The 25,817-nt window shown below is 32.8% G+C and carries 18 protein-coding genes; 9 read left to right on the forward strand and 9 right to left on the reverse strand.

Features of this window, described 5'->3' with window-relative positions; genetic code table 11:
* The first annotated feature begins 7 nt into the window (after positions 1–7).
* The 5 genes from ACMHJ2_RS08525 (at position 8) to ACMHJ2_RS08545 (ending at position 12,548) form a co-directional block, all read left to right on the forward strand.
* A complete protein-coding gene (locus tag ACMHJ2_RS08525; protein WP_413512470.1) occupies positions 8–3,235 on the forward strand; it encodes a helicase-related protein in 3,228 nt (1,075 codons plus the stop codon).
* A gap of 119 nt (positions 3,236–3,354) precedes the next feature.
* Complete coding sequence (locus ACMHJ2_RS08530) at positions 3,355–6,588, forward strand: Eco57I restriction-modification methylase domain-containing protein (protein ID WP_413512471.1); 3,234 nt, start codon at positions 3,355–3,357, stop codon at positions 6,586–6,588.
* Positions 6,588–8,567, forward strand: a complete 1,980-nt coding sequence (locus ACMHJ2_RS08535) for an AAA family ATPase (RefSeq protein WP_413512472.1) — start codon at positions 6,588–6,590, stop codon at positions 8,565–8,567. The genes ACMHJ2_RS08530 and ACMHJ2_RS08535 overlap by 1 nt, the downstream gene beginning before the upstream one ends.
* 236 nt (positions 8,568–8,803) lie before the next feature.
* Entirely contained in the window at positions 8,804–11,848 is a 3,045-nt protein-coding gene (locus ACMHJ2_RS08540) for an N-6 DNA methylase (protein ID WP_413512473.1), read from the forward strand.
* The gene (locus tag ACMHJ2_RS08545; protein WP_413512474.1) at positions 11,829–12,548 is read left to right on the forward strand and encodes a hypothetical protein; all 720 of its coding nucleotides are present in this window, start codon (positions 11,829–11,831) and stop codon (positions 12,546–12,548) included. The genes ACMHJ2_RS08540 and ACMHJ2_RS08545 overlap by 20 nt, the downstream gene beginning before the upstream one ends.
* A gap of 400 nt (positions 12,549–12,948) precedes the next feature.
* Here ACMHJ2_RS08545 and ACMHJ2_RS08550 read toward each other — a convergent pair whose 3' ends face one another.
* The 7 genes from ACMHJ2_RS08550 to ACMHJ2_RS08580 form a co-directional block, all read right to left on the reverse strand.
* Positions 12,949–13,338, reverse strand: a complete 390-nt coding sequence (locus ACMHJ2_RS08550; protein ID WP_413512475.1) for a hypothetical protein — start codon at positions 13,336–13,338, stop codon at positions 12,949–12,951.
* Positions 13,339–13,676: 338 nt separating this feature from the next.
* A complete protein-coding gene (locus tag ACMHJ2_RS08555; RefSeq protein ID WP_413512476.1) occupies positions 13,677–15,911 on the reverse strand; it encodes a CotH kinase family protein in 2,235 nt (744 codons plus the stop codon).
* 584 nt (positions 15,912–16,495) lie between these two features.
* The gene (locus ACMHJ2_RS08560) at positions 16,496–17,572 is read right to left on the reverse strand and encodes a hypothetical protein (protein ID WP_413512477.1); all 1,077 of its coding nucleotides are present in this window, start codon (positions 17,570–17,572) and stop codon (positions 16,496–16,498) included.
* A 20-nt stretch (positions 17,573–17,592) separates the two neighbouring features.
* Positions 17,593–18,225, reverse strand: coding sequence for a hypothetical protein (locus tag ACMHJ2_RS08565; protein ID WP_413512478.1), 633 nt, complete (start codon positions 18,223–18,225; stop codon positions 17,593–17,595).
* Positions 18,226–18,254: 29 nt separating this feature from the next.
* Positions 18,255–19,706, reverse strand: a complete 1,452-nt coding sequence (locus tag ACMHJ2_RS08570) for a hypothetical protein (protein WP_413512479.1) — start codon at positions 19,704–19,706, stop codon at positions 18,255–18,257.
* A 240-nt stretch (positions 19,707–19,946) separates the two neighbouring features.
* Positions 19,947–20,678, reverse strand: a complete 732-nt coding sequence (locus ACMHJ2_RS08575; protein WP_413512480.1) for a hypothetical protein — start codon at positions 20,676–20,678, stop codon at positions 19,947–19,949.
* 53 nt (positions 20,679–20,731) lie between these two features.
* Positions 20,732–21,142, reverse strand: a complete 411-nt coding sequence (locus ACMHJ2_RS08580) for an acyl-CoA thioesterase (protein ID WP_413512481.1) — start codon at positions 21,140–21,142, stop codon at positions 20,732–20,734.
* Between the two features lie 189 nt (positions 21,143–21,331).
* On the opposite strand from ACMHJ2_RS08580, the gene dnaA reads away from it, so the two are divergent.
* The 4 genes from dnaA to ACMHJ2_RS08600 all read left to right on the forward strand — a co-directional run bounded on the left by dnaA (position 21,332) and on the right by ACMHJ2_RS08600 (position 24,428).
* Positions 21,332–22,771 carry a chromosomal replication initiator protein DnaA gene (dnaA, locus tag ACMHJ2_RS08585; RefSeq protein WP_413512482.1) on the forward strand — a complete coding sequence of 480 codons (1,440 nt, stop codon included), beginning with the start codon at positions 21,332–21,334 and terminating at the stop codon, positions 22,769–22,771.
* Positions 22,771–23,229, forward strand: a complete 459-nt coding sequence (locus ACMHJ2_RS08590) for a low molecular weight protein-tyrosine-phosphatase (protein WP_413512483.1) — start codon at positions 22,771–22,773, stop codon at positions 23,227–23,229. The genes dnaA and ACMHJ2_RS08590 overlap by 1 nt, the downstream gene beginning before the upstream one ends.
* Before the next feature lie 99 nt (positions 23,230–23,328).
* Entirely contained in the window at positions 23,329–24,051 is a 723-nt protein-coding gene (locus tag ACMHJ2_RS08595; protein WP_413512484.1) for an SAM-dependent methyltransferase, read from the forward strand.
* 5 nt (positions 24,052–24,056) lie between these two features.
* Complete coding sequence (locus tag ACMHJ2_RS08600) at positions 24,057–24,428, forward strand: VOC family protein (RefSeq protein ID WP_413512485.1); 372 nt, start codon at positions 24,057–24,059, stop codon at positions 24,426–24,428.
* Positions 24,429–24,530: 102 nt separating this feature from the next.
* On the opposite strand, the gene ACMHJ2_RS08605 is transcribed toward ACMHJ2_RS08600, so the two are convergent.
* Entirely contained in the window at positions 24,531–25,205 is a 675-nt protein-coding gene (locus tag ACMHJ2_RS08605) for a thioredoxin family protein (protein WP_413512486.1), read from the reverse strand.
* Positions 25,206–25,217: 12 nt separating this feature from the next.
* Complete coding sequence (locus tag ACMHJ2_RS08610; RefSeq protein ID WP_413512487.1) at positions 25,218–25,718, reverse strand: TlpA family protein disulfide reductase; 501 nt, start codon at positions 25,716–25,718, stop codon at positions 25,218–25,220.
* Positions 25,719–25,817 lie beyond the last annotated feature (99 nt).

Below are 25,817 nucleotides of genomic sequence, written 5' to 3' on the forward strand. Positions count from 1 at the left end.
CGAAAACATGAAAGACGTCTTTGCCTTTCATGCTGTGGTAGGTTATTTTCGTTCTTCAGGATATTTTGCATTACAGCCGTATTTAAAGAATATCAAGGATATAAAAATATTGGTTGGTATTAATGTTGATCAAATGTTTGCTGATGCTCAAAAAAAGGGGCTATTGTATTTTGGTGACGAGCAAAAAACAAAAGACGAATTTTTAAGCTGGTTCATACAGGATTTGAAGGATGCTAAATATTCTAAAGATGTAGAAGAAGGTATCTTACAGTTTATCCAAGATATTATAGACGGTAGAATAGAAGTACGAGCGCATAACTCCAAAGCGATCCATGCGAAATTCTATTTATTTCTACCTGAACTACATTCTGAACATTCAGATGGCTGGGTGATTATGGGGTCTTCAAACCTAACGGAAGCGGGTTTAGGGATTAAAAAATCACCTAATTACGAATTGAATATTGCATTAAAGGATTTCGGTGATGTTGAATTCACCAAATTAGAATTCCAAAGACTTTGGCAACAATCAACAACGATCTTGCCTGCTGATATTTTAGAGTTTAAGAAGAAAACCCATATTGGACAGGTGTTTACACCATTTGAAATTTATCTTAAATTATTAATCGAATATTTCGGAAACAATATTGATTATGACCCTGACACTGTTGGCGATTTACCTAAGAGCTATAAAAAGCTAAGCTACCAGGTAGATGCTGTTAATCAGGGATTTCAAATGTTAATGGATCATAATGGTTTCTTTTTAGCTGATGTTGTTGGTCTCGGGAAGACAATAATCGCTTCTATGATTGCTAAGCGATTTCTAGTTGCTAATGGCTCTTTAAACACTAAAATATTGGTGGTGTACCCGCCTGCCTTGGAAAAAAATTGGAAGTCTACATTTAGAATGTTTGGAATTGACAGACATACTAAATTCGTCACTAATGGAAGTTTGGAGAAAATAGTAAATGGTGAGGACATGAACTATTGGGCTAAAGAAGACTATGATTTGATATTGGTTGATGAGGCACACAAGTATAGAAATCATACTTCGCAAGCTTTTGGGCTGTTGCAACGTATTTGTAAATCTCCAAGAAATGGCGAAGGATTGGTGGCAGGAAAGAATAAAAAAGTAATACTAATTTCAGCTACTCCACTTAATAACAGACCACAGGATCTCTATTATCAATTACTATTGTTTCAGGATGCGAGAAGAAGTACTCTTCCCGTTACTAATCTACAATCGTTTTTTGGGCCCATCATTCGGGAATATAAAGATGTGATGCGAGAAGACGACCCCAATGTGGAAAAGATTCGCGAGTTGTACAATGCAATTCGTGAAAAGGTAATTTCTCAAATTACGGTTAGAAGGACAAGACGAGATTTAGCAAATTACCCAAAATATTTAGATGATTTAAAAGAACAAGGAATTGTTTTCCCTGAAATAGCTCCTTTACGTACTGTTGGTTACAACCTGAATACCAAATTGAGTAAGCTTTTTTATCACACCATATTCTATTTGACTGATGACGATAAGGTTAATTATTATCGCTATCAGGCTATTCGGTTTTTGAGAGAAGATTTACAAGATGCTTATTACGATCAAGCAATATTGATTTCTAAATCCTTGGCTGGAATCATGAAAACATTAATGGTTAAACGATTGGAGAGTAGTTTTCATGCATTCCAAATCACCCTTAACAACCTTTTAGTATCTACTCAAAGAATGATTAAAATGTTTGAGAATGACAAGGTTTTGATTGCCCCAGACTTGAATATTAATGAATTGATAGAAAAGGGCTTCTCTATGGAAGAAATAGAAAGTTTGATTATAGAATTAGGTACAGAGAAACCAAAGAATAACATTTTCCGAGCAGAAGATTTCGAACCAGAGTTATTAGCAGGCTTAAGAAAAGATGAAATCTTATTGCAAGAGTTGAGTAATGAATGGGCAAAAGTAGAAGAAGACCCGAAGATTGAGGAGTTATTTCAAACACTTGAAAATGAATTGCTAAATAAAGAAAGTAATCCAACAGGACAACTTATTTTATTTACGGAAAGTAATGACACAGCAGATTATCTAGCGGAAAAATTAGAAAACCGCATTGGGAAAGGTGTATTAAAAGTATCTTCTGTGAATAGAAACAAAATATTTGAAACTATTCAAGAGAATTTTGACGCAAATTACATTGGCAAAAGAAAAGATGACTATCAAATTTTGATAACAACCGATGTTTTAGCTGAAGGGGTAAATTTACATCGAGCCAATGTTTTGGTTAACTATGATACTCCATGGAATGCAACAAGATTGATGCAACGAATTGGGAGAATTAACCGAATCGGAAGTGTCGCAGGTGTGGTATATAACTATATATTTTATCCATCACAGCAGGGAGATGAGGAGATTAAGTTGTATAAAAATGCATTATTAAAGTTACAAGGATTCCATTCAGCTTTTGGCGAGGACGCACAGGTGTTTACACATGAAGAATTGGTCGAGCAATTTGAGCTTTTCAAAGAAGGGGTGCCAGACGAAGAGGATAAACGATTACTGTATTTAAGATTTATCAGGGAGTTTAAAGACAATAATCCTCGTGAGTTTAAGCGTATAAAAAACTTTCCGCTAAAAGCACGTACTGCTCGAAAACAAGAAGACAATAAAACGGAACAAACAAAAGAAGGAACGTTAATTTTCCTGAAATCGCCCTATAAAATGGAGTTTTATTCTGTTACTAAAGATAACGAGGTAACACCTTTGACCTTTTTGGAAGCTGCCGAAAGATTTGAAGCAAAGGTAAGTGAGCAAGGGTATGATGTCCCCTCAAGCCATTATGACAATGTACAGGCAGCATTAGCAGAATTTGATAAAAACTTTTTAGGAGCCACAACAGATACGGTTACTACAACAGATAAAGCGGATGCTATATCTGCACAGGCAAAGAAATTTTTGCGTGATTTTAAATCGATTACAAGAAAAGCTGATACCAAAAAAGCCTGTGAAGTATTAGTCGACTCTATAGATAAAGGGACGTTTACCCCTTTGCCTAATGAAATAAGAAAATTGAAACGAAGATTAGATAAGAAGGAGACATCATACGGACAAGCTGACAACTTAATTATTGCCCTTGCCAAAAAATATGATATATTTAGTGAGGGTGAAGATGACCAGTCTTCAGCCGAAGGTATAGACCTGAATATCACTCCTGAAATAGTAATCACTGAAACATTTATTGACTAATGGACAGAATGACCCTACATAAGATATTTGAAAAAGCATATAATCACCAAGATTGGATCAAAGCACTGCAATCTGTTTTTGGTGCAAGACAATTGTATGCACAACCCAAACCAATTTTATTGCCTAATAATGAGCGTGCGACTGAAGCTTTTGAATTAGGTAGTTTCACAACTTCTGACGATCGAATTATTGGTTTGTATCGTATTAATGTTAAATCAAATGTTTGGTTAGAACGCAATAAAGTCAGTCTTCGTGAATTGCTTAGAAACGTTTACAAATACGATGTGGACGGTGCTATTGTTGTTTTTGTTCAAAATGAAAAATGGAGATTATCATTCATTTCGGAAATAAAAGTACTGAACGATGAAGGCGAGATCATTGAACAGGCAACTGAACCTAAACGTTTCACCTATTTATTAGGTGAGGGTGAAAAAGTAAAAACACCATCTGATCGCTTAAGCAAGCTGATAGGCAAATCCACATCCTTACAAGACATCCTAAATGCCTTTAGTGTAGAAGCGTTAAACGAAGAATTTTATAAAATTGTTCAGTCGTTTTTCTATGAATTGGTGGGAGGAAAAATTGGCAAAGGAAAAAAAGTCACAGAATATGGAGATGGTATTTTACAATTACCAAATACCGACCGAAATGTTCGACAAGAATTCGCTGTTCGTTTAATAGGGAGAACGGTATTTTGTTGGTTTTTAAAAGTGAAAAAATCAGATGCTGGCATTGCTTTGTTGCCTGAGAATTTGCTTTCATCAAATGCTGCAAAACATTACAATAATTATTACCATAGCATTTTAGAGCGCTTGTTTTTCCAAACTTTGAATACTCCAATAGACGAACGTATGGACAATCTTCCAACAGGAGCTGAGGCGATTCCTTTTCTGAATGGAGGATTGTTTGAAGCTAATAACGAGGATTATTACAAACCGAATAGCAAAGGAAATAATCAAAATGATTTTGGAATTACGGATGATTGGTTTTTAAAATTCTTTGAAGAATTAGAGAAATACAACTTTACCATTGATGAAAACTCAGTTACCGAAATTGAAGTGAGTGTCGATCCTGAAATGTTAGGGCGTATTTTCGAAAATCTCTTAGCAGAAATTGACCCAGACAGCGGTGAAACGGCACGCAAGGCAACAGGTAGTTTTTATACACCACGGGAAATTGTGGACTATATGGCTACTGAAAGTTTAGTACAGTATATCCATAATAAAACATCAATAGAAACGGATAGACTACAACCAATTTTCAAAATGCTGGAAAAAGAAGAAATTCATTTTTCGGAGAAAGAGGGAAATCAAATTTTAGATGCTTTAGACCAAGTAAAGATACTGGATCCTGCCTGTGGTTCGGGGGCTTTCCCAATGGGTGTTTTACAAAAAATTGTACAGGCTTTACAGAAAATAGATCCTCATGCTGACAAGTGGAAAAAACGCCAAATAGACCGTATTAATAATCCAATTGTAAAAAAGCAACTGAAAGAAAAACTACAAGCTTCGGGGGTGGAATACGCTCGTAAAATTGGTGTAATACAAAATTCATTATACGGAGTAGATATACAACCCATTGCCGCAGAAATAAGTAAACTGCGTTGTTTTTTATCTTTAATTGTTGATGAGAATATAGATGAAACAAAACCAAACAGAGGGATAGAACCACTTCCAAATTTGGAGTTTAAATTTGTTACGGCTGATACGCTGATAAATCTTCCTGAAGAAAAACAGCGTAGTATGTTTGATAATTTTGAAGAATTACAACAATTAGAAGATCTTAGAAACGAATATATACAAAGCTCTGGAAAGGCTAAAGTACGTGTAAAAGAGCAATTTCTAAAAGTACAACAAAAGATAGCCAAAGACCAAAGTAGCCTATTTGCTGATGTTAATAGTAAAGCATACAAATTAGGAAACTGGAACCCTTTTGGTAATGATAAAAGTGATTGGTTTGATCCTAAATGGATGTTTGGCGTAGAGAAATTTGATGTAGTGATAGGGAATCCGCCCTACGTTGATATTAAGGCTTTACCAAAAGAAGCTGTTAAAGATTATTTTAAACGATTTGAAACAACTTCAAATAGAATTAATTTATACTCAATTTTTATTGAGCGGGGAATATATTTCGTTTCTAGTAATGGTGTTTTAGCATATATTCATCCAAATTCACTTTTGGTAAATGATTCTTATCAAAAAATAAGAGATTTTATTTTGCCTGATTTAAGTAGGATTGTTAAGCTTCCTGATTCTGTTTTTACGACGGCAACGGTTGAAACTATGTTGCTTTTTCTATCAAAGGGTAATGAGATAGATTATGTAGAAGCAGCCTATTTTAAAAGTCAAGAAAAAATAATATTTAACAATTTAGAATTTATCAAATTCAATAAAAAGGCATGGAAATCAGATAGTACGAGTCGATTTAATATTTTCAATAATCCACAAACAATTAATATTATAGATAAAATTGAGAAAGGATCGATTCCGCTTATAGATCTAGTTGACTTCTCTTTAGGAATCACTCCTTATGATAAACATAGGGGACATTCGAAAGAAATTATTGAAACTCGAGCATTTCATGCTGATAAGAAGTTAACGGACGACTACGTACCATTAATATCTGGTAAGAATATTCACCACTACTATGTTTCAAATCAAGTAAAGGAATACTTGAAGTATGGGAGTTGGCTAGGGGCACCAAGAGAGAAAAAATTTTTTGAAGGGAAGAAAATAATTGTACGTCAAATATTAGAAGGCTCTAATTTAAATATTATTGCAGCCTACTCAGAAAAACCAAGGTATTTTACTCAGATTGGATTTTCCCTTATTGCAAAAAAAGATATTAATAAGCTTAAGTTCCTGACAGCGATTCTAAATTCCTCTCTGATGTCCTTTTATCATCGAGTTAAGTTCCTTGATATTGAAAAAGTAACTTTCGCCAAAATTTTGATTGCTAATTGTAAACAATTCCCGATAAAGAAGACCGAGTCGATTGAGGTTTTTAATTTATTAATAGACAAAATAATTTTTATCCTTACTCTTTCTGAAGACAAAAAAATAAACCCCCATGTTCCTAATAACCATATCGCACAACTATTTAAAGAAGTGGTAAATGCAATGGTGATGGAGTTGTATTTTAAAGAGGATTTTGAAAAAGTAGGCATCGAATTTATAAAATATGCAGAAAGGGATTTTGAGCATATAGGAGGAAAAGAAGAGCGTAATCAGATAGAAATCATACACAATGCTTATCAAAAACTTCGTGAGAAAGAGAATGAAATCCGCAACAATTTAAAGTTGATGGACATTAAACTGGCAGATATTGTAATGCCTATAAAAACCGCTAAGTAATGTATAGAATAAAAGAAATAACCTTACATAATTTTAAATTTTTCTATGGCAATAGGGTAATTGACTTCGATCGTAAACATATCCTATTGTATGGTGAAAATGGTAGTGGGAAAAGTTCCATATACTGGGCTCTTTACACTTTTTTTCAAAGTGTATTTAAATCAGATGTAAGACAAGTTCAAAAGTATTTTTTACCAATCACAAGAAATGAAGAAAGTCTTAAAAACCGTTATGCAGGAGATGCTGAGGATTCATATATTGAAATCTTATTTGAAAATGAACCTTCCGATCCACGCTTAAAAAGAATTTCAAATACGACTGTTAATACCAGAACAGACAATTTTATCAAAGAGATTACACTCACAAGCGATCTTATTGATTATAAATCAATTTTTAATATTTATAATTTTACCAATAAGAGCAAAGTGAAGCTTTTTGGATATTTTGAAAAACATCTTTTGCCATTTGTAAATCTTAGAACACCATTGACAAAACATGATGGAACAGTTATTTCTACAAATCTTGAAGTCTGGTGGGATCATTTGAAAATAGGATTGGATCCATATCCAGGTATTTATGATCTGGAATATATACATTTTCAAAATTTAATATCTATATTCAATACAGACTTTGATTTTTACCTAATGAAAATCACTGAAACAGCCAATAATTATTTGAAGTATAGATTTAAGGAAGATTTCCAAATAGAATTTGTTTATCAGAATTGCACCTACAATGACTTCAATACATATAATAAAGGGCGTAATAAAAAAACATTGCCTCCGGAAATTTTTTTAGATGCTTGGCTTATTGATTCGAATCTTGATGAAACATCTCGAAAAATAACAAGAGTTCATACTTTTCTGAATGAAGCAAGGCTATCTTCAATAGCCTTAGCGATTAGAATGGCTATCTTAAAAGAAAAATTCATTAAGGAATTACCAAAAATTCTTATTCTAGATGATTTACTTTTGAGTTTAGATATGGGTAATCGTGAAATAGTATTATCCATCATTCTTGAAGAATATTTAAATGATTATCAATTAATAATACTAACTCATGACAGGGTTTTCTTTCAATCTGCCCTTAGCTATATTAAGGTTACTCATGCAGCGGCACTAAAGAGAAAAGGAGAGCAAAATAAAGCGACACTAGATGATGCATATTTAGATCATTGGAAGATTTTTGAACTTTATGAAGCAACTCTGATTGATGGAAAAAGAATTCCATCAATAACCACACACAAATCATACTTGCAAAAAGCGTTGTACTATTTTAATGATGTTGAAAATATTGACTACAATGCTTGTGGTAATAATTTAAGATCTGCTTTAGAAGAAGTTCTTAAAGAAATTATACCATCTAAATTTCTTCGCCAAGAGGATGGACAACCTATAGCTGTAACTTCTCAAACTTTAGGTACATTAATTGTAAAGTGTACCGATTTTTTCAACCACTTGGGGTTTAATGTCATACTTTTAGAAAAGTTAGACAGATATCGGGAAAGAGCTTTGAATCAAACGTCTCATTATAACCCAAAGTCAAATTACTTCAAAAAGGAACTACAAGATACTTTTGAGATAATCAATGAATTGAAAAAATATAGATTTGATACAGTTATAGAAAAAAACTCCTTGATTCAATTATCAATTTACTCCAATTCAGGAGAAGAATACATATACACCTTTAAAACGTTGGATGATATTTGTTTATATCTTGAACCAACAATTAATGCTGAATCTTTTTATTGTGTTAACGATAGAAGAATATATGCAGTTATTGGAATGTCACATAATGGCAAATCAGATATTTTTAATCCACAGCCAATCTGCAGGAATAAAACTTTAAACGAGCTATATGAGGAAACAATAACCGCTTTAGAAGCTCGGGTTGGAGAACAATGTTTGAAAGAAGCAGACATGTCTATCGTTTTCAAAAATATTTCTGGTAGAAGTTTAGAAGAACTTAAATCATATTAAATTAATCAAGTGGTCTAATAGAATTCAGCTATTATAATTAGTATCTTTACCCAGTAGACAAATAACGTTTTTTGTGCTTTACAATATGTAATCAGCTTTTTTCTGAGAAGGATAATCACAAACAAAGAGGCTTAACAAGCTGTCATACAACTAAGTGAAAATGCACAATAAGCTAAGTGTAAAAATATATAATTGTTTTATACTTAGTCATATCTTTAATATAAAAATATAAATCAATGACTTATGTAGATTTCTTTTCTAATTTAGGGTTTGACTTCAATGTTGATTTGAAGCCAAAAGCTATTGCTGTTGAGATAGAAACTACTTTATCTCAAAAGCTTAAAAATTCAGTTTTCTTCTATAAAAGCCCGAATAATACCAACACCTCGTTTTACCTTATTACTTGTTCTTTAGAAGATTCAGAACTTAAGCAGTTTAGAAAATATGTTTGGAATAAGAACGATGCAAACATTATTTTCTATTATTCGATTGAAACGGATGAAGTCAAAATGCTATATGCCAAATATTCTCCAAAAGCTTCAAATAAGGATAGTGTTTTAGAGGTCTTTTCAGCCACTTCAAAAGATTTAGATACAATTGAAAAAATCAAACATTGGCAATTTGATAGTGGTGCATTCTGGCTAAATTATAAAAAGTTTCTGTCTAAATCTAAATACAAAGGAATAGATAAAGAATTAGTTGCTACATTGAGCGAATTAAAAGAGCAATTAAGCAATCTTTTATTTCAATCAATTTCTGAGGACAGTAAAAGAAATGAAGTAGTTCAGGCATTAATTGATAGAACGCTTTATATTAAGTACTTAGAGGACAATCACATTATTAACTCTTATTTTTACAGTCATCATTTTCAAGATAAAACACTTAATTACAAAACCTTATTAGACAACAAATCGAAAAAAGAGATTAATGAATTATATAATCACATTCACGAAATATTCAATAATTCACTTTTTGATACACCGAAAATAAATGAAGAATATTTAACTGCGGATGTTTGTGATCTTATCTCCAACTCTTTCAAATCAAACCTAAAAAGTGGTCAATTAAGATTATTTGATTTCAGATTTGATGTTCTGCCAATTGAATTTATAAGCTACATTTATGAAGTCTTTTTGTCTGAAAAGCAGAAGACAAATGGAATATTTTACACCCCGAAGAAATTAGCACAGTTAATTGTAGATGACGTAATAAAAGAGGATAAAATAGGCTCGATTTTAGACCCTTCGAGTGGTTCAGGGATGTTTTTGATTACAGGATATCAAAAGCTTTTGGAAATAGCTCGAAAACAGAATTTAGAGCCTGAAGATAATATTGAAAAAATCCGATTTAGAACACAACTTTTATATGAAAATATATTTGGTATTGAAAAGCAGTTAGTTGCTCAACGCTTTACTATTTTTTCACTTTCATTACAGATATTTAATGGTATCGATCCTGTAGAAATAAAAGAATATATAGCTAAACAACTAAAAGACAATGAAAAAATTAATTTATTTTCAGAGTTTCCGTTTTTTCAGAATATAAAACGAGCTAATACTCTTGATACATCAAACGAACCTTTTGAAAACAAAGTATTTTCTTATATAGTTGGAAATCCACCATTCTTTGAAATACCAAATACAGAGGAATTTCAAAATGAAATATCGTTTTTGAACTTTTATCAAATTAACATTTCTGAAGAAGCCAAAAAAGTTGCTAAAAATATTGTTGGACGATCTCAAATATCTCAATGCTTCTTTTTAAAAATTAAAGATTGGAGCGACGAGAACACAAGATTTGGATTTGTTTCCAACAGCTCTAATTTTTACAATGATCATTCGGAAGATTTTCAAAATTATTTTTATTCTAACTATGGAATTGAGAAAGTTTATGAGTTATCAAGAGTAAAAAAAATACTATTTGAGAAAGCAAATGAAAGTGTTGTATCAATTATTTTTACGAACAATTTTAAAGAAAACGGCATATTGGATTATTATCCCGTTGAGTTAGGGTTATTTTCCGAAAAGCCTTTTGAATTACTTGTAATACAAGAAGATAAATCAATCTCAATAAAACAAATTAAATTAAAAAATAAACAACTTGGATTAAGAGATTTATTAGCAGGGAATAATTTCGATTTTGATCTTTATCAAAAATTAAATACAGAAAAAAAATTGTCTGATTTTATCCTTCATATAGATGGAAAACCTTTCATAAGAGAGGGATTAAAGATAGTAGGAGAAAAAGCAATATGCAAAGAATATAATATTCGCAAAGAAGAATGGAAAAAGTTAAGAAGAAATGAACAGTTAGATTATTACCATAAATTTAAAGAAGATAATACATCTAATTCTCTTACTAACGAGTTTTCATTTGAACTTTTAAAACCAAAAAACATTGACAACTTTAAGAAATATAAAGTAAATCTGTTTTTAAGAGGAGATATTTCAAATTTCGAAAGAGGGAGGGATCCACAAATATATTTGGGAGATAAAATTATTTTTAATAGAACAGGTAGTGAGATAAAAGCCCTTTATTCAAGTTCCAAAATTTATTTTGACTTTGATTTACATGTAATCAAACTAAATAGCCAGAATCTATATGGTTTAATTACCGCTATTTTAAATTCTCATTTCATTAATTACTATATTGATCTGTTTTTTAGAAAACGATTAGCTGGATCTTATCCTAAAATAGGTAATGACGATATACTTAGTCTTCCTATTCCTAAAGATTTAGATGAAAATATAACAAAAAAAATATCAGATATAAGTAAGGGCTTGTCGGAAGGACAGTATCAATACTCAGAAAAAGAACCGCTACTAAATGAGCTAATTTTCGACTTATACGGATTATCGTATTGGGAAAAACAAAGGATTAAAGATTATTTTCTTCCAAAATCAAGAATTGGAAAGAAGAAAAAGGCTTTAGATAGTTATACAGATACGATAAAGGAGGTTATGGGATTTTATTTTGAATCACCTATAAGCGTACATAAAGATTCTGTAGGATTCAATTTAATTGTTGTAAAAATATCCTTTGGAGCTAATGCTAATAATCCTCAAGCGGATAAAACTAAAAAGTATTTGCTTAACGAAATATTTGAACAAAATTCGAATGCAAACTTTTTAGCAAGCCAAGAAAAAATTTTTGGAAAAGACTGCGTATATATCATTAAAGAAGATATAAATAAAAACTGGACGGAAACAAAAGCTTTTGAAGATGGACAAGATATTTTAAAACATCTAATACCAAATGAAAATGGAGAGAGAATACATTAGAACTGAAAAACCTGCTCCATTACCATTTGATACTCGTCAATTAAAGTCTTTAGACGATGTGTTTTGGAAAAAATGGATATTTTATCATTTATTGTCTTTCTATAAGAATTATGATAGTGAAGAATTAAAAGAAAAGATAGAAGCCGAGAGGAAGAATAAACCTGCTAGAGTTGAGCGAGAAATCGCAAAATTTATTCGCCTGAAATTAAAAGCAAATAGGGAATTTGGATTGAATTTTTCTGTAAAGGGAGAAGAAACGAATGATGAGAATGTAGAAGGAAACTATGATATTACCATTCATAACACGTATTGGAAAAAAAAAGATCTTTTCTTTGAGTGTAAAAACTTGGACGGTAGTCAGGATTTGGTAAATAAATATGTGTGCTGTAATACATACAAAAAGGATGGTAATGGTGAGAATATTTTTGACGGTGGGGTGTTAAGATACTTCAATGGGAAATACGCTCAAAATTCAACTTTTGGCGGAATGATTGGATTCATATTGACAGGAGATAGTCTTACGATTAAGAATAGTCTTGTGAGAAAACTGAAAGAAAACCTAAACACAACCCCCGAAGGCGATTTAATAAAAATTACAGACAACTCTATCGAAGAAAATAATTTTACATTTGATAGCATTCATAAAAGATTTGATAAGGAATTTACGATACATCATCTTTTATTTGATTTCTCAAAATAGGGAGATATTGAAAGTAATTGTTTAATTGCTTTCAATATTTGCCAAACGTTCCAAATCCTCCAAAAAATGGTTCGAGATTTGTTCGGTTGGGGCTACAAGGTAAAAGGACATAGTCATATGATTATGTCCTTTTTTATTTTACATCATGCGTTGTTAATCTGAAAGATGGATCAAACACAAAAAACGTACTCTACTATTTCTCCTCCCATTTTTTACTTGATCCAAATATTCTTTCAATTCCTATATGGTACGATTAAAATATCTATATCACTTACTACGGATATAAACTCCTCTTCCAATTGACTTCCTGTAAGAACAAAACACTCAGATTCAGGATACGTTTCAATAAATAAAGTTTTGGATATCTCCAAAACTTTATGGTTATTATAAAAATTCAAAACTAGTCTTTCTTTATTTTTATACTTATAATTCCAAAACTAGTAGCAAAAGTACCATTTATAAAATCCTCAGAAGGTGTTTTCTTATACTCAAAACTTTCTATTTTATCAACAGCTATTCCTTTAAAGTCAGAAGACTTCTTAAGTATTTTACTAGAATTAGAATCTATTAATATAACAGAGAATTCTCCTTTCTTAACTAGTGGCAATGCTCCATAATTAAAAAATTTTGTAGAATTTAAATAAATACTTTCAATATACTCCTGCAAATCGATAGCATTTTCTTCATTACGCATTTTTGCATCTTCTATATCTAACTTCAAAGAAACCCTTTCCTGTGAATAAATATTACCTACAAATAAAAAAACTAAAAATAATACTGCTTTTTTCATAATTTACCAATTACTAACTTCTACTTTCTGAACTTAACGAATCCATCCCTCCTCCATTATTTTCTACTGGCATTAAATGACCCTAAATTCCTGGATAGTCTTTCCAAATAGAATCTGGAGTTATTTCTTGAAAGCGTTGTCCTTTGTTAAAACACTCCTGCAACAAAAATACTTTTTTTATTTGTCAATACAATTATATGCTGTTCTACATACCTAATTTAATTTTCTACAGCTTGAGGTTGTGTTTTTGAGTTTTGTTGGTCTATTGATTGACAAACTTATCTATACCCAATCAAAAAAGCCCCAAAAAGCATCTACTTTTTGGGGCATACTTATTTTTACTTCTTCACAAATTTCTTCACTACCTTTTTATTATCCTGATTCAGCTCAATCAAATAAATTCCCTTATTCAAATGGCTGACATCAATCGTTTGGTCTGTCGTTGTACTTTGTTGTACTACTTGACCTAGATTTCCAAAAATGCGATACGCAATTGGAGTATCCGATGCTGAGATCACATTTAAACTCGTTTCTACTGGATTTGGATAAAGAATAAATTCAGCACTACCCAACTCTCTCGTTCCCGATTCTCTTTTAAAGTTTGCTTTTACTTGAAAGTTTGCTCTAAATCGAGGGTTAATAACGATGGTTTTATTTCTTGAAAGTACATCCCCGGTCCAATGAGAAAATTTGTATCCAGGCAGAGCAATTGCCTCTAACGTAACGGGAATACCTTTAAAATATGCCCCTTCCCAACTTTCATAATCTACATCAATACCTACCGTACTCGCGTTAATCTCAATGGTATTCACTTTTACAAACCCTCTTTCCTTGTCATTTATTTCCGCTGTTAATTGGTAATTGCCTACCAAATTAAATTGAGTATGGATGTGTTGGTATTGATAATTCGTTCGCAAACGCGCAAACTCACGCATTTGTTCCACGCGATTTTCCCAAGCTTGCATCGATGGAATTAAGTTCCAACGGGCAATATATCGCGGCATTTCATCTCGAATATTATCTTGCATTGTATTGATTAAATCAATTACATGCTGCTCTTTATACGCCGTATTCATTAAATCCGCAAAGCGATTTAAGAAATAGTTTTTATAGGTTGTATTCGTCAAAAGTCCATTTAGAATATGATCTCCACTAGAGATAGCGGATGCTAACGTATTGTGACTATACGAATTGTTAATCCATTCATCGATACCATTAAAACCAGCATCAAGGTCTTTAAATACCCAGCGGAATCTACCATCATGACCATAAGCGGCATTCGGGGTGTAATTCACACGTTTTCTAAAATAGGTATTGTTATTATGTGGCCAATCAAAATTTGCAGCGTAGATTTCAGCAATTTGAAAATCCGTAAAATTAATTTCATCAATATACGTCAGTGCTTCGTTGTATTTGGTGGTATTACTTAAATTTTGAGTAGTAAAAAAATCCACTACTTCCAAATACTTTACATTATCCCCTACATCTGCTAGCCCAGCATTTTCTAGAAAATCCAATTGATTTTCTTTGATGTTATAAACTCTTTCAAAATACTTTTCATCGTAGCGTTCTCTTAGGTTCATTAAACCGTAATATTCTCCATTGACAAAGGTGACAACGGGTTGATATTTTTGTGTATTAAAGTTTAAATGCTCATTTAACTTTTGAATAAACGCATCCCTAAACATGGTTCTATACGTATCATTTCCAGAATTTCGGATGATGATTCGCTTAAAAGAATCAAAGGGATACTCTGGGAAAAACGCATGTTTCATCTCTTTTTTACCATAATCCGATTTCGCATAAAAGCGATAGGATCTATTTTTGAAAAAACGCGAGCCATTGCCGTGATTCCTCACACCAACGGTTTGATTGATTTTTTCAGCTCCATCATCCAAATAAATAAAATTAATAGGCACTTCTGAAGCGGAGCCACTGGCCCAATAATTAGCCGTAACTGTGGTTTCATAGTCATTGACTAAAGGATTAGCCAAGCGCCAAGTATCAAACGTTTGCCCTGCCACCCATAAACCCTTTTCATACCCAAAAAACAAATCGTCATTCACACTGACATTGACTACGGGAAAGGAATAGGATTTATTAATAAAGTACACTTTTGTACTAGTTTCAGAGTAGGTATTAGCATCTACATAAGCTTTGGCTCTCACGACAAAACTTTTATCAATAGCATTGGAAGGAAAGTATTGATTAAATTCATAGGTCGTCGATATCCTGGCTACTCTATTGGGTTCACCCGTTCGATCATACACTTGAATCGGTGTATTGTAAACAAAAGAAAACAGGGTATCCTGATGAAGTTCAAAAGGAAGTTGTCCCCCAAATTGCGGGTATTTAGTTTTGTAATTGTACACTTTTCCATTGATATTTTCGATAGAAGGTTCCGAACCATCAAGCGTGTAAATAATGGTCATCGTTGGGGTTTCATGGCTGAGATTTAAAGCAAATCCTTGCTCATAAAAACCACTTTCGGCTGAGAAAACAGGAGGTTTTAACGACTGTCCGAACACAGAAGTTGTCAAGACAGAAACCAAGAGTAAGTAGTAGTTTTTCATAATAATTTAGTTTTAAAAATTAAAATATTATGTTAAAAATAAATTATTAATCCAAATTAAGCAATAAAATATTTTAAAAAACCAAATTAATTTTAAAAAAACATATTACATATTCAATATAAAACTCCTTCGATTAGACCTAAAAAATCAAGTAGAATAGCACATGATGGGGTCTTTTTTACTTCTATAATCCAATAGTAAAAGTTGCTTCATAATGTATTTTTTTCTTATGACTTTCTAAAGCTAACAGGGGGGTTTTTTCTTGCTTGAAATAAGATTCACCAAGCATACGTCCATAATCCTTCGAGAGTGCTTCGGAAAAATGACGTTTTACCGAAGCACTCTCGAACAATCCTCAAAGGATCTCCGAAGAAAAGCTAAGAAAGCCTATAGAAGAAAGCAATAGAAACCACAAAAAAAGGAAGCTCTCTAACTGAATCTTCCTTTTCGTAAGTAAAAAAAAATGTAAAAAACACAAGCAGTTCAAATAATAGAAGGCAGCTATAAATTATCAAGTACAATTATTTTTCGTCATCCATTCACTTGGTGGTTTGATAGCAGACTAAGTGCCTGTGTTCTTTTATTTATTTGTTTGGTTGAAGCAAAATCAAATCAAGGATTTCGTTTTTCGCTTTTAATTCTCCGTTTTCATAAGTCATTACTTCATATTCGCCTGTTTTCAAACGTTGGATTACTTTACCTTCTTCTGGTTTCCCTTGGGCATCATAATGTACAAGGGCTAAAAAGTTTTCCTCATTGTAAGGAATACTGGTGGATTGAAATAAATAAGCCAGGTCTGCTTTTTTAAATTTCCCAAAACCCTCTATTGTCATGCGTGCGATTTCTAAAGCTTGGTTCATATCACCAGAAAATTCAAAGGAGAATTGCCAAAATATAGGTCGTAAGAATTCGTCTTCTATCTTTTCCAAATCAACTTGCTCACTCGCAATGAAAGTAAACTCCTTTAAGGTTTTATCTTTTCCTAAATAATAAATAGTTGATGCATTTGGTGCTATTTTATCTATTTGTTGTCTGTTCTTTTTAGAAGTGACTATTCGTTTTTTATCTTCATAAAAATCGGCTTGCAGTACATTTTCTATTTTATAAATGTGTAGTTCATTATTCGTTTCCATATTGTGAATGATGATGCTATTATCTTTCAACTGAAAACTTAATCGATTAAAATAATGCATGGCAAACAAATCAATATAAAAAGCGTTGCGCGTTTCATTTTTATATTGATCGACAATCACCCTACCTTGAGGCAATTCATGATATTCATAGCCCTCGTGAATTTTTCCATTTTGATACGTCGTTTTCAAGGTATATTCAACAGGAAGAAAAGTGCCATCTGTATTCAAATAATCGATGGCATATTTCGCAACCAATTCACCATTTTTATAAAAATTAACAAAATTAAACTCCCCTAACAATTTTTCCTCACTAATCTCATAACCATTAAAGGGATGGTTGTCTCTGAGTTCTAATTGGTACACGGGTTTAGGATCGTCAAAAATGTGAATTTGATTGGTTTCTCTTAAATTTGGGGTAACTTGTTCCATTTCATTCCATTTTTGAGAAGTTGACCTTGCCTCTTCCTGAGCGAAAAGCAGAGCCGTACTCCAAGTTAAAAAAAGTATGGTCAGTATGTGTTTTATCATATCGTTCTATTTTATATCCTCTAGTTTATTGCGTTTTGAGCTTCTTTCACTAGCTTTTCTGCTTTTACTCTTATTTCTTGGGGTAATAATTTAAAATTTACATCCTTTTCTTCTCGATAAGAATCTTCTTCCTGAAAAGGAAGCCAAGCTGTAATTTTTGATTTTGAAAATGCTTCTCCCTTCAACCGCGTATACACAATCACTTTCAATGGTTTAGCATCTAATCCGTCTGATTCCTCAAAATACGTAAGATAAAACTCTGGAAAACCATCCTGATTGGCATCTCCAACTTCACAGTAATTAATTAAATAGTTGGGCTGTGCCAAGCCCTTTGCAAAATCTTTAAATGTTATTTGTTGGAGTAATCCACCGTGATCTTCTATAAAAATACCTGCATGCAAATCTTTGGGGTTATCATCTAGAAAAGCCTCATTTTTTGCCTTACTTTCGTTTAAAAACCAAACATAACTTCCGTGTTTAGGAACAAATACTTTTGCAATCATTACTGGGCTACCCATTAATGGATTGCCTACATCTTCCAGAATTTCAGTGTACCTTTTATCCGAAGCAAAATAAACACCCGTTTGGATTTGTGCCCACGTAGACACACTAAAAACACAAGCAATAACAAGTACTAGTTTTCTAAAAATCATCCTTATTTTCTTTTTAATTTACGGTTTTACTATTCTTTGTATTCCTTACCAGAATAAATATCAATATAATAATAAATTGCGGTTTCTTCGCTTTGCTTAACCCGCACTAAACCATCCGAATTAATTGCCTGATAAACATGTAATCCGATGTTTTTTTGGCTCGCATTATCATACAGTTGATACAAACCTTCTTCCTCTTTTTGAAGGGCATATAGTTGCTTTTCTGCATCCAAAACTGAGATTGCATAATATTCGGGTTTTATTTCCCAGCGCTTTGTTTTACTATTCCACAACCCCATTTTCGTCTTCTGATTTTCGTCTTCTATTCGAATGAAGTAAACATCTTGCATACCTGTATAGGAGTTGATTTTTCCGATTTTCCAAGTATCCGCTATAAACTGATCGGGTAAGATCATTTTTCTATCGGGCCAAACTAGATTTCCTACCTGATCCACAACCTTAAAATTATAAGTATCAATAGCATCTACAACCTGTCCTTGGGTATCGATATAAAGCCAATCATAAGCCCAAATGGTATGATTGTAATTAAATACGCCCAATAAAAAATAAGGTGAATTAGCAATAGAATAGATCAAGGAAGTCTTTTTTATAAAATCAATTTGCGAAGCAGTTGCTTGATTAATTTTCTTTGGAAATGCCTTGTCATAATTTGGAAAAGGATAAATATCCTGGGTCTTGGTATTCAGTAAAAGTTTAGGGACTTCCGGGGCATAACGATCCTTATTTATTTCAGTTAAAAGAAGGGTTCCTTCTTCAAATTCAATTGAAATTTGATCCGTCCCAGTTAATGCGTTGTGAAGCGCCTTTTTTTGATTCATTTCACAAAGTTGAAACACCTGACCTGAAGCTTTGATAAAACGATTATTATCCAGTAATTCTGCGATATTTTGTTCAACTTTATACAAGCGCTTTTTTTTAATTTCATAAATCGTACCCTCCCAAAAAAGGTGATTGTCATCAACAACACTAAAATTCAAGTACAAATTATCGTTCAGATAGGGTAAATCCCTTTCAAGCAAAAGTTGTTTGGTTTCTAAAACGCCTATCTCAATTTTATGATAGGTTTGTTCTTTCTTAATTCCTCCCCCCATGAGGTTCCAATCCCACTTCCAAATGGGCATTTTCTTTTCATATTCGAGGTCTTTTCTATAAAAAGTAAGTCCCTGAACTACCTCTAAATTAAGGATACTCTCGGAAAAATCCAAAACAATTTTTTCTTGATCATCTACTACTGCATATTCTCCTTTTTCATTTTCAACAATGGCAAAACCTGTCGGCGTATATACTGATGCACTTTTAAATTTCTGATTCGAGAAGGGTTCCAAAGTCTCTTTATCTACATAAATAAAAAGCTGCTGTTTGGTAAAAAAAGGGATCCTATTAATCTGCTTAGTTTTGGAGGAAACCGCGGAAAAATGACCTGTTTTTTCTTGGGTACAAGCGGTTACTGAAGTTAACATACAAAGAATACTTAGCATTGTTATTCTCATGTTTCAAAATTTGATTCGTCTTACTATTCAATAATAAAGACTTTTGAAGACTAAGGCAATCCCTATTATCAGCTATATTTCACTTGTTCTAAATGCGGAGCACATCGGCGATTATTAAAAAAAACAACGCCTATTGCAGCTTGTGTGCTCTATAAAAAAAGGAGAATTAGCTGTCTAATTCTCCTTTTCAATCTTCTATTATTTTTCTCTTTATTCTTCTTTTATAAAAGTCAAAAACTCATCATAATACTGGGCTAATAACAATTGATAGCCTTCATTTCGTTCGACTTTAATTTTATCCGTATCAGGTTGAGTAACGAAATAGATGACAAAAGCATCTATATGATAGGCTGGAATACCTAAATCTTTCATCACTTCTTCTCTAGGATATTGCTTATAAAAAGAGGTCATATTATTTTCGATCTTTTCATATTCAATCATCTTTAGATCTTCTTTTCTCTTTCCTGTAATACGATTGATAATTGCATCAATACTAATTCCTACTTTTAGATTTTCTGTAGCGCCAATCAAGCGGTTATTTTTATTGTATCGCTTTTCAGCAGGTGTTAATTTCTTTCCGCCAAAATCCATAGCACCTTCGCCAAACTCCTTTTTTAGGATGACAATTTCTTCTAAACTTTGTCCTGGTTTAATTAAAACGGGGGTAATTCGTTTGTTTTTCAAATCTCCCTCGTCAATAATATATCGCATTGTGGCACTGTAATCACTAGAAAAACGCAGCGTATCCCCTAAATGCGTTGAAATCAAGAAATACCCTGTTTGATCTGCTTGGGTTTTTTCTTGTGTATTGAGGTTTTCGATTTTAACTGGAATAATTTGTCCATTATACAATCGAACTCGTCCGTCTATTAAAGTTGCTCGTTGTGCATAAGAACTAAATCCGATACAAAGGATACTCAATAGAGCAAATAAATTTTTCATGGTTTTGTAGTTTGTTTGGATAAAGATATAATTACTTCAAAGAATAAAAAAAATTATTCCGCTAGCATACTATTTATTTTTTCAACTACATACGCAGGTGGTACCGTAGGACGACCTGTTTTCATATCCACAAATACTAACATAGAATAGCCTTTTGTTAATAATTCATTCGCTTGATTATACAATTCATAATCAAATTCTATCTTCACGCCTTTGCATGCTTTAAAAATGGTGCGAATACACAAATCTTCATCGTATTTTGCAGGTTTCTTATAGTTCATTGTTAGTGAAACCACAGGAAGCATAATTCCCAATTCTTCCATGCGTTTGTAGGACAGCCCTAAGTTGCGCAGCCATTCAACTCGCCCAATTTCAAAGTATTGCGCATAATTACCATGATAGACCACGCCCATTTGATCCGTTTCTGCATAACGTACACGTACTGTGTAATCAAAATTTCTCATATTAATCTTAAATTTTATTTGACTAATTAAATTATAATTGTACTTACCATTTTTTTTTGAAAATTACAATGACCAAACCGTTTTTTTATCCAAAAAATTGTTCACATATTTGCCATCTGAATCGACCACCGATATCAATCCAAAAAACATTCAAAAATAGTAACTGTTTTTTTAAAAATCTAACCAAAAATGCACGAATACAAAGACATGACAGCGCAATCTGCTTGGAATGCTTGTCTTGAATTCATAAAGGACAATATAGGAGAACAAGCCTTCAAGACTTGGTTCATGCCTATTAAGGCCATTGAGTTAACCGAAAATAAGCTTTATATCCAAGTGCCTAGTAAATTCTTTTACGAATGGCTAGAAGAGCATTATGTAAGTATTTTGAAAGTTGCATTGACGAAAGTCTTAGGTGGTAGTGCAAAGTTACTATATAAAATACAAATGGAGAATGTATCTGGCAACAAGCAGCCATTTACAGAGCAGTTACCTAGTTCTCAAAGAGGTCCTGTAAAACCTCAAGAATTGGATGTTCCTATTCAGAATAAAAATCCTGAACTTAAAAATCCTTTTATCATACCGGGAATTAGAAATGTAAAAATTGAGTCTCAATTAAACTCTAATTATTCTTTTGACAATTTCCTAGAAGGAGATGCAAACCGCTTAGCGCGTTCTGCAGGTATGGCTGTTTCTAAAAAACCAGGGGGAACTTCATTCAATCCTTTATTAATTTTTGGTGGTGTTGGATTAGGTAAAACCCATTTAGCGCATGCTATTGGTGTAGAAATTAAAGAATATTTTCCCGACAAAACGGTTTTGTATATCTCTGCGGAGGTATTTACACAACAATACGTAGATTCGGTTCGCAAACAAACTAGAAATGATTTCATCTATTTTTATCAATTAATCGATGTATTAATTGTCGATGATATTCAATTCTTATCGGGTAAGTCAGGAACACAAGATGTATTTTTCCACATCTTTAACCACTTACACCAAAATGGAAAACAAGTTATCTTAACATCAGATAAAGCACCTGTTGATATGCAGGATATTGAACAACGCTTATTGTCTCGTTTTAAATGGGGCTTATCTGCTGAAATTCAAACACCTGATTTTGAAACAAGAGTTAAGATTGTTAAACATATTTTATACCGTGATGGGGTTACAATGCCTGAAAACATCATCGAGTATATGGCTAAAAATGTTTCAACCAATGTACGTGAATTAGAAGGTGCTATTATTTCATTGATTGCTCAATCTTCGTTCAACAAACAAGAAGTGACCATTGATTTAGCCCGTCAAGTTATTGAGAAATTCATCAAGCATACGCAAAAAGAAATTTCAATTGATTACATTCAAAAAGTCGTTTCTGATTACTTTGAAATGGATATTGAAACCTTAAAATCAAAAACGCGTAAACGCAATATTGTTCAAGCAAGACAATTGGCGATGTTCTTTGCTAAAAAGTACACGAAAGCTTCCTTGGCCAATATCGGTTCTCAAATAGGAAAGAGAGATCATGCAACGGTATTACACGCTTGTAAAACCATAGATAACTTATTGGAAACGGATAAAGAATTCAAGAAGTTTCACGATGAAATTAATCAAAAGTTCAACATGTAATGAAAACAAAAGTACTCCTGGTTTGTTTAGGAAATATTTGCCGGTCTCCTTTGGCCGAAGGTATTTTACGAGCTAAGCTTCCTCAAGATGACTTTTTAATCGATTCTGCGGGTACAGGAAACTGGCACATTGGAGAATTACCTGATCAACGTTCGATTGACATCGCAAATAAATATGGGATTGACTTAACTACACAAAGGGCAAGGCAGTTTATCAAAGATGATTTTACCACTTTTGACCATATCTATGTCATGGATCAATCCAATTACACCAATGTAATTCAATTGGCAGAAAAAACAGAAGATATACAAAAAGTTCACTTACTTTTAGATGCCATTGATCCAGGTAAGAAAACAGAAGTTCCCGATCCTTATTTTGGAGGAGCAGATGGATTTGAACAGGTGTATCAATTAATCGATCAAGCATGTACGCTTATCGCAAAAAAATTAAAATCTTAGAAATTATATAATTATAAAAAGGAAGGAATTGTATTTCTTCCTTTTATTTTTTTAATCCGCTTTACTTACCTTTGTCGTTTAAAACTGTTTCAACCTATTATGGATAAAGCAACTAAAACTGGAGTCTTATACATGATTCCCACTACACTTGGAGAGAATGACCCTCTACAAGTGCTTCCACAGACTGTAAAAGATACGATTGATCAATTGACTATCTTTATTGTTGAAAATGAAAAAACAGTCCGCAAATTCATCAAGCGAATTGCACCTGATAAAAAGCAATCGGAATTAATTTTATTTCCCTTAAATAAGCATACTGAACCCGCCACATACAAACAATACATCCAACCTTTACTAGAAGGTAAAAACGTAGGTGTTATTAGTGAAGCTGGATGTCCTGGTATTGCCGATCCGGGTGCTGCTATTGTTGAATTGGCGCACAAACAAAATATTAGAGTACTCCCTTTAGTTGGTCCTTCTTCTATTTTATTAGCACTGATGGCTTCTGGAATGAATGGGCAGAGTTTTGCTTTTAATGGGTACTTACCTATCGATAAAAATGAAAAAAAGAATGCGTTAAAAACGTTTGAACGCTTGTCATTTGAACAAAGTCAATCGCAAATTTTTATCGAAACACCGTATCGAAATAACCAACTGCTACAAGATATCATTCAAACCCTACACCCAAATACCCAACTTTGTATTGCTTGCGATATTACTTTAGAAAGTGAGTTTATTCAAACTAAACCAATCTCAGCTTGGAAAAGAACAACAATTGATTTACACAAAAGACCGTGTATCTTTATTATTCATAAAAACTAAATACATTGATTAATCCAGCTTCATATTTTGAGATTCCTGTAGTCAATATGCAACGGGCTATTCATTTTTATAGTTATGTTTTTGATATCTCTTTTGAAGAGGAGATTTTTGATGGTTTAGAAATGGCTTATTTTCCTTGCAATGAAAATGCTACTGGTAGTACAGGTACCCTTGTTTGTGGAGAAATATACATCCCTACGCATAAGGGAATTATACTCTATCTCCATACCGATGATATTGCCCAAACTTTGCAACGCACTATAGATCAAGGATCCCTTGTTCTTTTTCCAATCCATCGACACGAAAAAGCAGGTTTTGCAGTTGCTGAATTTCAGGATTCGGAAGGAAATCGAATTGGCCTGCATCAGCGCTTTTAACTTTTAGTATAATAAAGATAAATACAATCATAAAAAAAGCCCTTTTTAAGGGCTTTTTTTATGATTGTAAGGGATTATGATAAAGACATCCCCTCTCACTTATCAGTTTTTCACCTTAATCGAACACCCAATCGCTACTGTTTCCTTTTGTTCAATGGCTTTACCAGCTAATAAAGCATCGACAGCTTTTTCAACATATTTTACAGATACTTTAGTTGCATCTTCATAATTGTCATCGATAGCTCCAATGTACTTTACTCTATTTTTACCTTCTTCTTTTTGTAAGATGAAAACATGGGGTGTTTTTGTTGCGCCATATTGCGGGTAAATCTTTTGCCCTTCATCTAACAAATATGGAAAGGTAAACCCTTTTTCTTTCGCTCTTAGTTTCATTAATTCAAAACTATCTTCAGGTTGAGCTGCTGGATCATTTGGGTTAATAGCAATTACAGGATATCCTAGCTCTTTGTATTTTTTATCTAAAGCCACAATGCGCTCTTCATACGCTTGTGCATAAGGGCAGTGATTACAGGTAAAAATAACAATATATCCTTTCGCATTTGGCAACGCTGCTAAACTGTGTTTTTGATCATCTGTACCAAGAAGACTAAAATCAGTAGCCGCATCTCCTATTTTATAGCCTGATACCTCTTTAAAGTCATTTACAGGCTCTATCACCTCTTCTAAAGGTTCTCTTACCTCTGTGGCCTTTCCATCTTTCTTACAAGCGATAAAGGCAATACTACACACCAGTGCTAAACCTACATTTTTCAACATAATTCTACTTTTTTATTGGATTAATTTTTTTAATTCTTCATAGGATAAAATGCCCTCGTGAAAATAAACTTGTTTGCCGTTTTTATAGAGAGCTGTGGCAGGAATTGCGCCACTCCAAGCTTTATTAATTGCGGGAATCCATTCGTTCATTCGCTTAACATCAGTTAACAAAACAACGGGGGGAGTCAATTGGTGTTCTGCAATAAAAGGTTTCACCTTAGTTTCGAAATCACTAGAGCGATCTAAACTAACCAAAACCATTTCAAAATTTACTTTGTCTTTATTTTCATTGTAAACATTTACAAAATCGGGTAATTCTTTGACACAAGGAACACACCAAGTAGCCCAAAAATTAACGACATACAACTTGTCATCTTGTTGGTTTACGGCTTCTAAAAGCACGTGATAATCTTCTATAACCCCTTCTAAAGCAAAGGCCTCTTTTTGGGTTTCTCCCTTTTTGCAGCTCCATGTAACTAGCACTACTAGAATGATCAATACCTGTTTTATCATACTTTTTAAATTGAAATACTACTTTCGTCAATAACAAATATAAAGTTTTATCTTTTTCACTCCTCTAAAAATTCAACAAACACCATGGTGAATTCTAAC

Origin of the sequence: Myroides odoratus, assembly GCF_965118575.1 — a bacterium.
In the GTDB taxonomy this organism is placed as follows: domain Bacteria; phylum Bacteroidota; class Bacteroidia; order Flavobacteriales; family Flavobacteriaceae; genus Flavobacterium; species Flavobacterium odoratum_B.

What these genes read in the sequence shown, in the direction of transcription:
- ACMHJ2_RS08525 (WP_413512470.1), top strand. Translation starts at nt 8, where the DNA reads ATGAAAGACGTCTTTGCCTTTCATGCTGTGGTAGGTTATTTTCGTTCT.
- ACMHJ2_RS08605 (WP_413512486.1), bottom strand. Translation starts at nt 25,205, where the DNA reads ATGTTGAAAAATGTAGGTTTAGCACTGGTGTGTAGTATTGCCTTTATC.
- ACMHJ2_RS08545 (WP_413512474.1), top strand. Translation starts at nt 11,829, where the DNA reads ATGGAGAGAGAATACATTAGAACTGAAAAACCTGCTCCATTACCATTT.
- dnaA (WP_413512482.1), top strand. Translation starts at nt 21,332, where the DNA reads ATGCACGAATACAAAGACATGACAGCGCAATCTGCTTGGAATGCTTGT.
- ACMHJ2_RS08555 (WP_413512476.1), bottom strand. Translation starts at nt 15,911, where the DNA reads ATGAAAAACTACTACTTACTCTTGGTTTCTGTCTTGACAACTTCTGTG.
- ACMHJ2_RS08580 (WP_413512481.1), bottom strand. Translation starts at nt 21,142, where the DNA reads ATGAGAAATTTTGATTACACAGTACGTGTACGTTATGCAGAAACGGAT.
- ACMHJ2_RS08560 (WP_413512477.1), bottom strand. Translation starts at nt 17,572, where the DNA reads ATGATAAAACACATACTGACCATACTTTTTTTAACTTGGAGTACGGCT.
- ACMHJ2_RS08570 (WP_413512479.1), bottom strand. Translation starts at nt 19,706, where the DNA reads ATGTTAACTTCAGTAACCGCTTGTACCCAAGAAAAAACAGGTCATTTT.
- ACMHJ2_RS08610 (WP_413512487.1), bottom strand. Translation starts at nt 25,718, where the DNA reads ATGATAAAACAGGTATTGATCATTCTAGTAGTGCTAGTTACATGGAGC.
- ACMHJ2_RS08565 (WP_413512478.1), bottom strand. Translation starts at nt 18,225, where the DNA reads ATGATTTTTAGAAAACTAGTACTTGTTATTGCTTGTGTTTTTAGTGTG.
- ACMHJ2_RS08550 (WP_413512475.1), bottom strand. Translation starts at nt 13,338, where the DNA reads ATGAAAAAAGCAGTATTATTTTTAGTTTTTTTATTTGTAGGTAATATT.
- ACMHJ2_RS08575 (WP_413512480.1), bottom strand. Translation starts at nt 20,678, where the DNA reads ATGAAAAATTTATTTGCTCTATTGAGTATCCTTTGTATCGGATTTAGT.
- ACMHJ2_RS08595 (WP_413512484.1), top strand. Translation starts at nt 23,329, where the DNA reads ATGGATAAAGCAACTAAAACTGGAGTCTTATACATGATTCCCACTACA.
- ACMHJ2_RS08590 (WP_413512483.1), top strand. Translation starts at nt 22,771, where the DNA reads ATGAAAACAAAAGTACTCCTGGTTTGTTTAGGAAATATTTGCCGGTCT.
- ACMHJ2_RS08540 (WP_413512473.1), top strand. Translation starts at nt 8,804, where the DNA reads ATGACTTATGTAGATTTCTTTTCTAATTTAGGGTTTGACTTCAATGTT.
- ACMHJ2_RS08535 (WP_413512472.1), top strand. Translation starts at nt 6,588, where the DNA reads ATGTATAGAATAAAAGAAATAACCTTACATAATTTTAAATTTTTCTAT.